The following is a 13,116-nucleotide window of genomic DNA, read 5'->3' on the forward strand; positions in this document are numbered from 1 at the left end:
GGTGCCGTGCGTGCGGTGCCCGCTGTGACCGGTTTGCTGGGCGGGCAGGGAAGGCTGATGGGGGATATGACGGACGCGAACGAACCGGCGGTGCCGGAAAACGAACCAGCGGTGCCGGAAGTGGTGGACAGCCCCGCTCGGCGGGCGCAGCCGACCGGCGGCCTGGCGGGGTGGCTGCTGCGTCACCGCGTGCAGCCGGTCGGGCCGGCGGCCGGTGAGGGGCACACAGAGCCGCACGCCTGGTGGAAGGTGATGTGCCTGACCGGGGTGGACTACTTCTCCAGCCTGGCCTACGTACCGGCCATCGCCGCGCTCGCGGCCGGGGCGGTCTCGCCGCTGGCGACGCTGCTGATCGTGGTACTGACCCTGCTGGGGATGCTGCCGATGTACCGGCGGGTGGCACGGGAGAGCCCCCACGGAGCCGGTTCGGTGGCGATGCTGGAGGATCTGCTGCCGTTCTGGCGGGGCAAGCTGTTCGTCCTGGTCCTGCTGGGATTCGTGGCCACGTCGTGGATCATCACGATCACCCTGTCCGCGGCGGACGCCTCCGTGCACATGGTGGAGAACCCCTACCTGCCCCAAGCCCTGCACGGCCACGAGGTCGCCATCACGGTGGCGTTGTTGCTGCTGCTCGGAGGGGTGTTCCTGCTCGGGTTCAGCGAAGCGGTCACCGTGGCCATCCCCCTGGTCGCGGTCTTCCTGGCGCTCAACGCCGTGGTCGTCGCCATCGGTGTGGCCGATGTGTTCGCCACACCGGGGGCCTGGTCGGCATGGACGGACGCGCTCACGGAGGGCGGCGGCTTCGGCGATCTGGCCGGCCCGGCGGTGCTGGCGTTCCCGCTTCTGGTGCTGGGGCTGTCCGGGTTCGAGACCGGGGTGAGCATGATGCCGCTGGTGGCCGCCGACGGCGCCGACGCCGAGCAGCGGATGCGCTCGCGGATCCGCAACACCCGCAAGCTGCTGACCACCGCCGCGCTCATCATGAGCGTCTACCTGCTGGCCGCCAGCTTCGTCACCACCGTCCTCATTCCCCACAAGGAGTTCGAGCCCGGCGGCGCGGCCAACGGACGCGCCCTGGCCTGGCTGGCCCACGAGCACGTCGGGGAGGCGTTCGGCACGGCGTACGACATCAGCACCATCCTGATCCTGTGGTTCGCCGGCGCCTCGGCGATGGCCGGGCTGGTCAACATCGTTCCCCGGTACCTGCCCGACTACGGCATGGCCCCGGAATGGGGACGCGCCGTTCGCCCGGTCGTGCTGGTCTACACCGCCCTGTGCGTCCTGATCACCCTCGCGTTCGGCGCCGACGTCAACGCCCAGGCCGGCGCCTACGCCACCGGCATCCTGGCGATGATGGTCTCCGGCGCGTTCGCCGTCACCGTCTCGGCCGTCCGCCGCCGCAAGCGCGCGAGCGCGACCGGCTTCGCGCTCCTGATGCTGGTGCTGCTCTACGCCCTGGTGGAGAACATCATCGGCAAGCCCGACGGCATCGCCATCTCCGGCTTCTTCATCCTCGGCATCATCGCCGTGTCACTGATCTCCCGGATCTCGCGCACCACCGAACTGCGCGTCGACCGCATCGTCTTCGACCCGGACGCCCGCCGGTTCCTCACCGACACGCTCTCCCACGACAACTCCATCAACATCATCGCCAACCGCCGGCAGGCCGGCGACCACGCCGAGTACAGCGGCAAAGAGCGCGAGCAGCGCGGCACCAATCCGGTGCCCGCCCCCGCCGACGTCCTCTTCCTTGAGATCGACGTGGTGGACCCGTCGGACTTCAGCGACACCCTCGCCGTACGCGGCGTGGAAGTCGACGGATACCGGGTCCTGCGCGCGGAGGCCCCGGCGGCGCCGAACGCCATCGCCGCGATCCTGCTCGCCCTGCGCGACGCCACCGAGGTCCGGCCGCACTGCTACTTCGCGTGGGCGGAGGGCAGTCCGCTGCGGCACATGTTCCGCTACTTCCTGCTCGGCCGCGGCGACACCGCCCCCGTCACCCGCGAGATCATCCGCAAACACGAGCCGGACCCGGATCGGCGCCCCGGCATCCACGTCGGCGGCTGAGCCGGGCGGCGCGTGGCGGGGCGGGGCGGCGCGTGCGGAGCCGGGCGGCGCGAGGGGAGCCGGGCCCGGCGTCCGTCGGGGGCCGGGTGGTGGCGCCGGCGCACCGTACGTCAGCGTGCCGCGCCGCCCGCCCGGGTCGTGAGGCCGAAGCCGTACCGGAACAGTGGGTCGTAGTGCGTGTCCCCCGCGTTGATGGGTTCCTGGGACTCGGTGCGGGGCCAGGTCACGGGCAGCTTTCCGGTGAAGGGGCGGGTGCCGAAGAGGGTGTCGGAGACGCCTTCGCCCTGGCTGCCGGGTAGCCAGGACATGACGAAGGCGTCCATGGTGCCGAGTTCGTCGGTGACGATCTGCGGGCGGCCCGCGACGTCGAGGACCACGCAGGTGGTGATCGCCGCGCACACCCGGTGGATGTTCGCCCGGTCGGCGTCGGAGAGGTTCAGGGTGCGTCCGCCGTTGCCGACGTCGCCCTTGCCCTCGGCGTACGGTGTCTCGCCGATCACCACGACACCCACGTCGTGGCCGTCCGCCGGAGCCGACGCGTCCGCGCTGTACGTCACATGGGGCGCGTGGCGCCGGATGCCGTCCAGGATCGTCGTGCCGGGGATCGTGTCGCCGGACGTGCCCTGCCAGGTCACCGTCCAGCCGCCGGCCTGGTTGCCGATGTCGTCGGCGTTGACGCCCGCGACGTAGATCCGTTGCGACGGCTTGAGCGGCAGCGCGTGGCCGGAGTTCTTCAGCAGCACCTGGGACTTGGCCACGGCGCGGCGCGCCACCGCGCGGTGGGCGGGTGAGCCGACCGTGTGCAGGTTGGCGCGGTCCGTGTAGGGGTGCTCGAAGAGGCCGAGTCGGAATTTGGCGCGGAGGATGCGGCGCACCGCGTCATCGATACGTGAGGTGGGGACGCGGCCGGCCCGGACCTCGGCGATGAGCGTCTCCTCGAACCGCGCGGCGTCGTAGGGCTCCATGAACATGTCGACCCCGGCGTTGACGGCCGTGCGCACCTGCGTGGCGTAGTCGCCGGGGAGCTGCTGGATCGCCTGCCAGTCGCTGATCAGAAAGCCCTGGAAGCCCACCTTCCGCTTCAGAACGTCCGTCAGCAGTTCCTTGTTCGCATGCATTTTGACCGGGTTGCCGACCCCGTCCTCGGTCCAGTCGACGCTGGAGTACGAGGGCATGATGCTGCCGACGTGGTGCCGCCGGACGGCCGGCACGAAGGGCGCCAGGCTGAGCTCGCGGAAGTGCTCGCGGTCGGTGATCGTCACGCCCTGGTCGAGGGTGTAGGTGTCGGTCGTCGACGTGCCGTACGTCGTGTCGCCGTCACCGGCGTAGTGCTTGGCGGTCGCCAGGACGCGGTCGGGGCGGGCGAGGTCCTTCGGGTCCGTGCCCTGGAAGCCGTCGATCGCGGTTTCCATCGCGGTGACCAGTGCGGGGCTCTCGCCGAAGCTCTCGTAGGCACGTCCCCAGCGGACGTCGCGCGTGACGCAGAGGCAGGGGGCGAAGACCCACTGCGGACCGGTCGCCCGGGTCTCGATGGCCGTGATGTGGGCGGCCTCGCGGGCCAGTCGGGGGTCGCGGGTGGCACCCAGCGCGATGTTGTGCGGGAAGACGGTGGCGCCGACGAGGTTGTTGTGGCCGTGCACCGAGTCGATGCCGTAGAGCAGCGGGATGCGCAGCCGCGTGGCGAGCGCGTGCGACTGGTAGCCGTCGATCATGTCCGCCCAGGCTTCGGGCGTGTTGGAGGCGGGCGTCGAGCCACCGCCGGAGAGCAGGGAGCCGAGGCGGAGGCGGGTGATCCGGCTCCGGTCGTCATCGACGGCGCCGCGCTCGGCCTGCGTCATCTGCCCGGCCTTCTCCTGGAGCGTCATGCGCCCGAGGAGGTCGGCGACCCGCTGCGCCACCGGGAGTCCGGGGTTCAGGTACGGCGCCTGCCGGCTGCCGGACGCCCCCGGGGTCGTGTCGCCGGACGCCGGGGGTGCTTGCGCCGACGCTGCGGGCACGGCGGCGAGGGCCAGGGCCGCGACGGCGAGCAGGGCGGCGGCGAGGCGGGGCCCGGACGTGCGGGATCGGGGGGTTCTGGCCACGGGGGTGTGTCCACGGGGCGGGCGCCCGTGGGCGGGCTCGGATATCACGTGTGTCCTCCTCGGAGGGAACGGCGTTCACCGGCGCCGCCAGGGCCCGGCCGGCGGCGGGCCGATCGGCCGGCCCGAGCGGCCGCACGCCGAGCACGCGGCCGACAGATCGTCAGAAACTGTGCTGCGCCCGGGTGTTGGGGCGACCCTCCTCCCTGGACCCACCCGCCGTCAAGAGGTGAAACGAGAGGGTGGGGGAACGGATTCGAGGGGGGTATTGATGTTTATTAGTTGAAGGGGGAGGGTCGTCGATCCCTCGCGGCCGGTGACGTACGCCGATGACGTACGGAGCCGATGACGTACGGAGCCGGCGGCGCACACACGAAAGCGCCCCGAGCCATCGGCCCGGGGCTGCACGCATACGGCTTTTCACGACTTCCACGGCACGCCAGCGGCCTACGAGACGGGCTCCCTTCGCCGGCATGGTCCGGATCAGGTGATGGGGGTCGCCTTCCGGTCTTGCGACCTTCCGGCCTCTCAGCCCGACCGTCGACGTCGGCCCCAGCGGATCTGTCGCTCCGCCAAAGTCGGCTACTCCGGTTGGACTCCCTCGCTCATCCCGCAGGCCTGAAATCCAGGATAACGCCGCGAGGGGCAATGAGAACCCCTTTGGGGGATTTTCTTACGGAATACGCGGCGGCAGGTCCCGGCGGGGCGGCGGCGGGCGGCAGGACCCGGCCGTGGACGCCGTCCGCCGGACCGGCCGCCGCCGGAAGAGCGCGGTGTGGGCGTCCGGTGCCCCGGCAACCCTGGTGGGGCCCCGGGCCGGTTGTCGGTGGGCGTCCTTATAGTTAGCGCTTCAACTGCTCCGCCGGCCCTCCCCGGCGGCGCCTCCTTTTCACCCGTGGGGAGACACATGCGAAGACGCGCACTGTTCACCGGGCTCACCGCCGCCACCGCACTGGGCGGCTTCATAGCACTGGGTGGCTTCACCGCCGCCACCGCGCACGCGGACGAGACGGTCGGCGACATCAAGATCACCGGCGTCTCCGTCAACGGTGGCCAGAACATCGTGGTCGACACGGCCGACAAGACGATCACCGTTTCGGTGACCGCCACCGACCCGTCGGGCATCTGGGACGCGGACTTCTCCCTCTGGCGCGGCCCCGACGGCGCCGACCCGTACGACAGCGCCACCGACTACGTCGTACCGAACGAGGACACCACGCCCGCGGACTGCGTCGCCTCCAGCGCCACCACGTCCACCTGCTCGAAGACCTTCACCTTCGAACCGGACTGGTGGGTCACCAACGCCGACGCCGGCACCTGGAAGGTGGACGTCCAGGTCTCGGCCAACGACGGCGACCGGGCCGAGCGCTACGCCTACACCACCACCCGCCTCCAGCGGCACTCCAAGCTCACGGTCAACGCGAGCCCGGAGCCGGTCACCAAGGGCTCGGCCCTCACCGTCACGGGCAAGCTCACCCGGGCCAACTGGGACACGCTCGACTACCGGGGCTACACCAACCAGCCGGTCCGGCTCCAGTACCGCAAGGCGGGCACCACCACCTACACGACCGTCAAGACCGTCTACACCTCCGGCACCGGTGACCTCAAGACCACGGCCACCGCCTCGGAGGACGGCTACTGGCGCTGGAACTTCGCCGGTACGACCACCACCCCGGCCGCCAAGGCCACCGGGGACTTCGTGGACGTGCGCTGATCCTGGACGGTCCGGGCCGGCCGCCGCGGCGTCCGCCCTGCTCGGTACGCCGTCCGCCTGCTCGGTCCGCGGTCCGCCTGCTCGGTCCGCGCCGTATCGGGCGCGCTCAGTCCGCGCAGTAGGCGTCCCGCCCCGGCCGCCGGCCCTCCGTCAGGAACGTGGTGACCGCCCGGTCGCCGCAGGCGTTGCCGTTGCCCAGGTAGACGCCGTGACCGCCGTGGCCGACCGTGACGAGGCGGGCCCGGTCGCCGAGCGCCGCGCGCGTCTTCAGCGCTCCCGCGTAGGGCGTGGCCGGGTCGCGCTCGTTCTGGATCATCAGGACGTTGGACGGGCCGTCGGCGGTGATCCGCGTCGGCTCGTCCGCCGGCGCGTGCTTCCAGAAGGCGCAGGGCGTGATGTTCGCGGGCATCCCGGCGGTCAGCGGATGCCGGAGGCGGTCGGCGGCCACCGCCCGCCGGTAGGGGGCGCGGCCGAGCCGGTCCGTCCCCGGGACCGGTCCGTCCCCGTGTCCTGTCCGTCCCCCGGACCGGGGCGGCCTCACCCCGGCGGGGCGATAGGCCGGTGGCCGGCCGGGGCAGGCATCGGACCATGCCCCTGCTCATCGGGACCTCGGGATGGCAGTACAAGGACTGGCGCGGTGTCCTGTATCCGCCCGGGCAGCCGCAGCGGCTGTGGCTGGAGGAGTACGCCCGGCACTTCGCCACGGTCGAGAACAACAACGCCTTCTACCGGCTGCCCGGCACCGACGTCTTCGCCTCCTGGCGGGACCGGACACCGGCGGGATTCGTCATGGCGGTCAAGGCCAGCCGCTATCTGACCCATCTCAAGCGGCTGCGCGACCCGGAGGAGCCCGTACACCGGCTGATGGAACGTACCGAGGGGCTCGGCGACCGGCTGGGGCCCGTCCTGCTGCAACTGCCGCCCAACTTCCGGGCGGACACCGAGGCGCTGGACGCCTGCCTGAGGTGCTTCCCCCGCGCGGTGCGGGTGGCCGTCGAGCTGCGGCACGCCTCCTGGTGGGAGGCGGAGGGCGATCTGCGGGCGGTGCTGGAGCGGCACGGCAGCGCCCTGTGTTGGGCCGACCGGGGCTCCCGCCCGGTGACGCCGCTGTGGCGTACCGCGTCGTGGGGGTACGTACGCTTCCACGCCGGCATCGCCGACCCGCCACCGCGCTACGGCCGTCAGGCGCTGCGGTCCTGGGCCGGGCGCATCGCCGACGCCTGGCCCGACGAGGAGGAGGTGTATGTGTACTTCAACAACGACACCGGTGGGGCGGCCGTCGTGGACGCCGCGAAGTTCGCGCGGGCGGCGGGCGCGCTGGGCCGGACGGTGAGCCGTACGCCGCCGGGCCCGGGTGCGGGACCCCCGTCCTGAGGGCCCCGCACCCGGAGACCGGTTGCTTCTTGAACCGAATGCCTCTTGAAGCCGGTGAGTTCTTCGAGCCGGTTACTTCTTGAAGGCGTAGTCCATCAGCTTCTTCGCGTCCGCCGTGCGGTTGGTGACCGAGGAGGAGGCGAGGATCGTGCCGATGACCGTCTTGCCGTTCCGGGTGGCGGCGAAGACCAGGCAGTACTTGGCCTCCGGACCCGAGCCGGTCTTGACGCCGATGGTGCCCGCGTAACCACCGAGCAGGTTGTTGGTGTTGGACCACGCCATGTAGCGGTAGCCACCGCTCTTCGTCGTGACCTTCTGCTCGGTCGACCTGGTCTTGACGACCGTCCGGAAGGTGGAGAACTTCATGGCGTTGCTGGCGAGCTTCGTCAGGTCGCGCGGCGTCGAGTAGTTCGAGCCGTGCCCGATGCCGTCGAACGAGTCGAAGTGAGAGTTCGTCATGCCCAGGCTCCGGGCGGTGGTGTTCATCTTGCCGATGAACGACTTCACCCGCTCGGCCCGCGTGGACCCGACGCCGAACTTGTCGGCCAGCGCGTACGCCGCGTCGCAGCCGGACGGAAGCATCAGCCCGTACAGAAGCTGACGGACCGTGACCTTGTCGCCGACGATGAGACGGGCCGACGAGGCGGTGTTCGCGACGATGTAGTCGCTGTACGCCTTCTGGATCGTGACCTTCGAGTCGAGGTTCAGATTCGACTGGCCGAGGACCACGCGGGCCGTCATGATCTTGGTGGTGGAACCGGTGGAACGTTTGGTGTCCGCGGCCTTGGTGAAGAGGGACTTCCCCGTGCCGTTGTTCATGACGAAGCCGCCCTTGGCGGCGATGGTGGGCGTGGGGAGCGTGGCGGCCTGCGCCGGAGCGGTGAACGCCCCGGCCGTCAGAACGGCTCCCGCGGTGATGACAACCGCAGACATGCGGCGAATGCCCTTAATGCCGATGTTCAAGATGAATACTCCAAATGCCCGTGCAATGCGGTCTCATGACAACGCCGCCTGTACATGAGACGCACGGGAGGGGCGGATGGATGCGCCCCAAAGAGTCATCTTCACTCGGCCATGTGTGCACCGGGTCCGTCGACCGCCACCCCGAGGCCCCGGCTGCTCCACCCCGCTGATCTACCCCGCCGACTCTTCCGTCTCTCCGGCCCCGACTGACTCTCCGGTCTCTCCGGTCCCGATCAGTGCCAGCGTGATGTTGTCCGGCCCGCCGACCTCGATCGCGGCCTTCCACAGCTCGAACGCCGCCCGGCCGCCCTCGTGGTTCCGCAGCAGCTCATCGAGCGCGTCCGGCGGCACCGGGTCGGTCAGGCCGTCGCTGCACACGAGATAGCGCGCGCCCGCGGAGAGCGGCACGGTGGTGACGTGCGGCGTGACGGCGGTGAAGCGGGGGGCGCCGCCGAGCGCCTGGGTGACGAGGGAGGTGGTGCGCCGGCCCGGGGGCAGCGGCGGGCTGTCGTCGACGCTCAACTGGCGCAGGCCGTCGCGGGACGCCTCCAGCACCCGGCTGTCGCCGACGTTGAAGACCAGCAGCGACGTCTCCAGCACCACGACGCCCGCGACGGTGGTGCCCATCGCGGTCAGCCCCCGGTCGGCGTCGGCCGCCGCGTACACCGCGTGGTTGCAGACCTCCAGCGCGTCGCGGACGGCTTCCTCGCCGTCCAGCGCGGGCCCCAGCTCCGCCAGCCGCCGGACGACCAGGGCGCTGGCCACCTCGCCGCCCGGCTGTCCGCCGATGCCGTCGGCGACGGCTACGAGGAGGGGCTTGCCGAGCCGGAACACCAGGGTCTGCGGGTTCTCGGTGACGGTGCCGCACAGCGTCCACGGACCGGCCGCGAGGCTGTCCTCGTTGTGGTCGCGTACCAGCCCGTTGTGGCTCAGGGCGGTCACCGTGATGTAGGGCATGGAGTGTCCCGCCTCTCCGCGGCGGCAGACGCGTTCCCGCACCACCATTGTGGCGCCGCCCGCGCCCCGTGGCTCAGTGGGAAGCGTCGCCGCCCGGGGTGTGCCGGCGCATGGCGCGGGTGATGTCCCGGGCGGTGACGATCCCCACCAGACGGCCCGCGTCGAGGACCAGCAGGCACATGCCGGTCCGCGGCCTGAGCCGGTCGACCGCCTCGGTCAGCGGCTCCTCGGGGGCGGCGGTGGCGCACTGGGCCAGCGGCACGGCCACCTCGCGCACCCGCAGCGTCTCGCGGCGCGCCGGCGGCACCGTGGCCAGCCCGCGCGTCCGCACCAGTCCGCTGGGCCGGCCCTCGAAGTCGACCAGCGGCAGCACGGAATGGCCGGCGGGCGCCGCCACCTCGTCCAGGAAGTGCTGGACGGTCAGCCAGTCCGCGCCGGTCGCCACCGGCCCGGACATCACCTCGGCCACCCGTACGCCCCGCAGCGACCGCCCCAGCACCGCACGCCGCCGTTCCGCCCCGGCGACGACCATCAGGAACAGGCCGACGAAGACGAGCCACAGCCCGCCCGGCGCCCCGCGCACCACGGAGAACCAGCCGGCGGCCACCAGCAGGACGCCGGTGACCTGGCCGCTCCGGGAGGCCGCCGCCTCCGCGCGCTCCCGGTCCCCCGTACGCCACCACAGCAGCGCTTGCAGCACCCGCCCGCCGTCGAGCGGCGCGGCGGGCAGCAGATTGAACCCGGCCAGGAACAGATTCGCCCAGCCCAGCCACATCAGGACGACCGACGGGACCGCCCAGCCGGACAGCGGGTGCAGGCCGATGCCCGCCCCGAGCGCGGCGCCGCCGATCAGCAGGCTGGCGAGCGGCCCGCTGACCGCCACCGCGAACGCCGCCGCCGGGCGCTGCGGCCGCCCCATCCGCGTCATGCCGCCCAGCGCCCACAGCGTGACGTCCTGGACCTCGATCCGCCACCGCCGGGCGGTCGCCGCGTGCGCCGTCTCGTGCACCAGCAGGCTGCCCATGAGCAGCGCGGCCCCCGCCACTCCGGCCACCGCGTAGACCGCGTCCGAGCGGCCCGGGGTCCACACCGGGAGCGTCTCCCGCCCGAGCCCGTACGCGAACAGGAACACCAGCAGCGGGACGCTCCAGTGCACGCGCAGCGGCACCCCCACCACACGCCCCACCCGGACCGAGCCGCTCATCACCGTCTCCCGCCGGCCCGGCACCCGCTCCACCGCGCGGACCCTCGCCCCGCGCACCGCGTGGACGGGCCGGTACGGCACTCACGCCAATTGTCGCTCCTGTCCCGGTACGGCCGGATGCCGGAGGACGGCCTTAGGCTGGATCAGGCGGACGGCTACGACGGACGGCTCGCGGCGAACGGCTGCGAAGGACGGCTCCCGGCGAACGGCCACGGAGAACGGCTGCGGAGAACGGCCACAGAGCGCGGCCACAGCGAGCGGCTACGACGGTCGGCCGCGGCCGACCGCACCGCGGATCGCACAGCGGACGACCTGGCCGGCACGGCACTGCGGAGGTGCGTCATGGGACGGAGCCACCACTACCACGTGGATGTGGGCGACCACTCGGTCACGGTGAACGTCGGCCCCGGCCGGGACGGCGAGATAGAACTCCTGGTCAACGGCAAAGTGATCAGCTACCAAAGAGAGCACGACCCCGGAATGACCCTCCTGTCCGGCGAACTCCCCGACTCCCCCACCCACCCCTTCCGCATCCGCATCCACCAGGCCCACCTCGTCCCCTCCGCCCCCCGGTGCACGCTGGAACTGGACGGGGTGGAACGACCGATGCCGCAGCGGGCGCTGTGGTGAGCGGCCGGTGCCCCTTGGGGGCGCCGTGTGCGCGGTCCGCTCGGGGACTCAGCGCCTTGCGGCGGCGGGAGTGCGGAAGCGGCGGTCCAGGTGGGAGAGGACGATGGTGTGGAAGCGTTCCACGGACTCGTCGACGCTCCGGATGAAGCCGGATTGCGCGTTGCCGCGAGTGCTGCCCATGCTCTTGAAGAGGGAGAGGCGGAAGCCGGAGATCTGGGAGCCGTCCTTCGGGAGGAGGTCGCCGGGCTCGGGACGCAGTCGCTCCAGGGTGCTGCGCGGCCCGTTCCCCGACCCCTCGATCAGGGTCTCGATATGCAGGTCGGCCGGTGCTTCGGCCAGCTCACGGACCAGACGCTTGGCCCAGGTGAGAGGGGAGCCCTGCTCGGGCGCCGGGAAGTCGGTGGAGGTACGCAGCTTTCCCGTCCGCAGATCGGCTGTGACGGCGAGGATGCTGGACGCGCCCTCCAGGCGCAGTTCGGCGTGGAGACGGCCGTCGAGACAGAGTTGGTCGGCCAGAGCGGCACGGCGCGAGCCCGGATCGGTGCCGCGCCGCGTCCGTTGCACCGGCAGCACCTTCTGGCCGATCTCGCCGCCGAGCCGCAGGCACACCTGGCGGATGAGCCGTTCCCAGCTCTCCACCACGTCGACGGCGCGCCGGTCCCCCTGGCACAGGATCTCCTCGTCGATGCCGTTGCGGACCGCCACCCAGGACGCGCCCATGTTCTGGAAACCATGGCATCCGGAGTTCTCGTGCTGGAGGTAGTGCAGGAGTTCCTGCAGGAGCCAGGCGTGGGCGGCGTTTCCGACGCCTTCGTGGCGGATCAGCATCTGCGCCTGGTGCGTCACCTCGGCCCAGGAAAGGTGCCACAGGGCGACCTTGTGCTTGCGCCGGCCGTCGATCCTGACGTCGACCAGCGGGCTGCCTTCCAGCGCGACGTCGTTGGAGAGGGTGATCACGGCTTCGTAGCCGCGCCGGGCGGCGATGTCCATGTAGTCCTGGACCTGCTCGGCGCGCAGCCGGTTCCCGTTCGTCTTGGTCTCGATCAGCGCCGTCCACAGTTTCCCGGCGCGCTCGACCCGGATCACGCCGTCCGGTCGCTTGGGGGCGTCGCCGTGCGGCAGTGAGACTTCCGTGAAGGTCTCCATCCGGCCGGCCGGCGCCCCGAAGCCCGCGGTCAGCCGCCGTCCGAACTCCGGCACCTGCGCCATCACCGACAGCAGGACCGATGTCGCGCGTGTCTCCCGCTCATGGTCGCTCCGGAGGGAGGAGGCGGGGAACAGCCTGGCCGGGCGCCACGCGTCGCTCTCGGCGAGGGACTTTTTGGCGGCCTTGGGGAGCGTGACCTTCTTCTTCGCCGTACGAGGGCGGGAAGGGCGCTGCGAGGGACGCGCAGAGGGCTCTGCGGCCGCAGGGGACTCCCCACGCTGGGCGGGAAGCACCGGCCCGCCGGTGGCCGGCCGCCCCGGCTCGGGGTCGGTCCCCGCAGCCGGCCCCGGAGCGGTCGTTTCGTCCTCGGTCGCGTCGTCGATGTCGATGCCGAAATCCGTGGCCAGTCCGGCCAGCCCGGACGCGTAACCCTGGCCGACGGCCCGGAACTTCCATTCCTCCCCCCGTCGGTAGAACTCCCCGAAGATGAACGCGCATTCCTCGCCCGCGCCCTGGATGGGAAAGACGAGCAGTCCCTCACCGGACCGGTCCGCGACCGAGAGACGTAAACCGTCCAGGTCGCCGAACCGCGCGGAACCATAACGGCTGGCGGCCACGACGATGCGCGAGACGTCCGAGGGGACCGCGGTGAGGTCGATGCTGACGCGGTCCTCGTTGCCGTCGAGGGTCGGCGACTTGTCGAGCAGTTGCACACTGCCGTCCGCGGCGGCCGGATTGTTGTAGAAGAAGAAGTCCGCGTCGCTGCGCACCTTGCCGTCCGCGCCCAGCAGCAGCACGGAGACATCCGCGTCGCCGTCTCCGGCGGTGCTGCTCCAGCTCAGGCTCACCACGATCGCGTGGGCGTCCGCACTCAGGGCGGCCAGGCCGACGTTGGCCCCTTTGGACATCGTGTGCATACGGCCCCCCCACTGCGCAGCGGCGGCCACGCACCACCCGGACGGCCGCTGAATGACGACGAACG

General features: G+C 71.6%; 8 protein-coding genes and 2 pseudogenes. 4 read left to right on the forward strand and 6 right to left on the reverse strand.

Annotation, left to right across the window (positions count from 1 at the left end; all coding sequences use genetic code 11):
* Positions 1-66 precede the first annotated feature (66 nt).
* Positions 67-2,067 (forward strand): APC family permease, encoded by a 2,001-nt coding sequence (locus ACZ45Z_RS25535; protein ID WP_468367021.1) that lies wholly within the window; start codon positions 67-69, stop codon positions 2,065-2,067.
* A gap of 110 nt (positions 2,068-2,177) precedes the next feature.
* On the opposite strand, the pseudogene ACZ45Z_RS25540 reads toward ACZ45Z_RS25535, so the two are convergent.
* A pseudogene (locus ACZ45Z_RS25540) lies at positions 2,178-4,157 on the reverse strand (glycoside hydrolase family 3 protein); the annotation flags it as partial.
* A gap of 895 nt (positions 4,158-5,052) precedes the next feature.
* On the opposite strand from ACZ45Z_RS25540, the gene ACZ45Z_RS25545 reads away from it, so the two are divergent.
* Positions 5,053-5,859: a calcium-binding protein gene (locus tag ACZ45Z_RS25545; RefSeq protein WP_468366682.1), complete on the forward strand. Its 807-nt coding sequence runs from the start codon at positions 5,053-5,055 to the stop codon at positions 5,857-5,859.
* Positions 5,860-5,965: 106 nt separating this feature from the next.
* Here ACZ45Z_RS25545 and ACZ45Z_RS25550 read toward each other — a convergent pair.
* Positions 5,966-6,319: pseudogene (locus ACZ45Z_RS25550) on the reverse strand (alpha/beta hydrolase); the annotation flags it as partial.
* A 128-nt stretch (positions 6,320-6,447) separates the two neighbouring features.
* On the opposite strand from ACZ45Z_RS25550, the gene ACZ45Z_RS25555 reads away from it, so the two are divergent.
* Positions 6,448-7,233, forward strand: coding sequence for a DUF72 domain-containing protein (locus ACZ45Z_RS25555; RefSeq protein ID WP_468366685.1), 786 nt, complete (start codon positions 6,448-6,450; stop codon positions 7,231-7,233).
* Between the two features lie 72 nt (positions 7,234-7,305).
* On the opposite strand, the gene ACZ45Z_RS25560 is transcribed toward ACZ45Z_RS25555, so the two are convergent.
* The 3 genes from ACZ45Z_RS25560 to ACZ45Z_RS25570 all read right to left on the reverse strand — a co-directional run bounded on the left by ACZ45Z_RS25560 (position 7,306) and on the right by ACZ45Z_RS25570 (position 10,357).
* Complete coding sequence (locus ACZ45Z_RS25560; RefSeq protein ID WP_468366688.1) at positions 7,306-8,166, reverse strand: D-alanyl-D-alanine carboxypeptidase family protein; 861 nt, start codon at positions 8,164-8,166, stop codon at positions 7,306-7,308.
* A 201-nt stretch (positions 8,167-8,367) separates the two neighbouring features.
* Positions 8,368-9,153 (reverse strand): PP2C family protein-serine/threonine phosphatase, encoded by a 786-nt coding sequence (locus ACZ45Z_RS25565; RefSeq protein ID WP_468366691.1) that lies wholly within the window; start codon positions 9,151-9,153, stop codon positions 8,368-8,370.
* Between the two features lie 73 nt (positions 9,154-9,226).
* On the reverse strand, positions 9,227-10,357 hold the full coding sequence (locus tag ACZ45Z_RS25570) for a site-2 protease family protein (RefSeq protein ID WP_468367023.1): 1,131 nt from the start codon (positions 10,355-10,357) through the stop codon (positions 9,227-9,229).
* A gap of 90 nt (positions 10,358-10,447) precedes the next feature.
* Here ACZ45Z_RS25570 and ACZ45Z_RS25575 point away from each other — a divergent pair, with 90 nt between their 5' ends.
* Positions 10,448-10,987 carry a hypothetical protein gene (locus ACZ45Z_RS25575; protein WP_468366694.1) on the forward strand — a complete coding sequence of 180 codons (540 nt, stop codon included), beginning with the start codon at positions 10,448-10,450 and terminating at the stop codon, positions 10,985-10,987.
* Between the two features lie 48 nt (positions 10,988-11,035).
* Here ACZ45Z_RS25575 and ACZ45Z_RS25580 read toward each other — a convergent pair whose 3' ends face one another.
* Entirely contained in the window at positions 11,036-13,042 is a 2,007-nt protein-coding gene (locus ACZ45Z_RS25580; protein ID WP_468367024.1) for a TerD family protein, read from the reverse strand.
* Between the last annotated feature and the right edge of the window lie 74 nt (positions 13,043-13,116).

The organism is Streptomyces sp. NPDC031210, assembly GCF_055570395.1.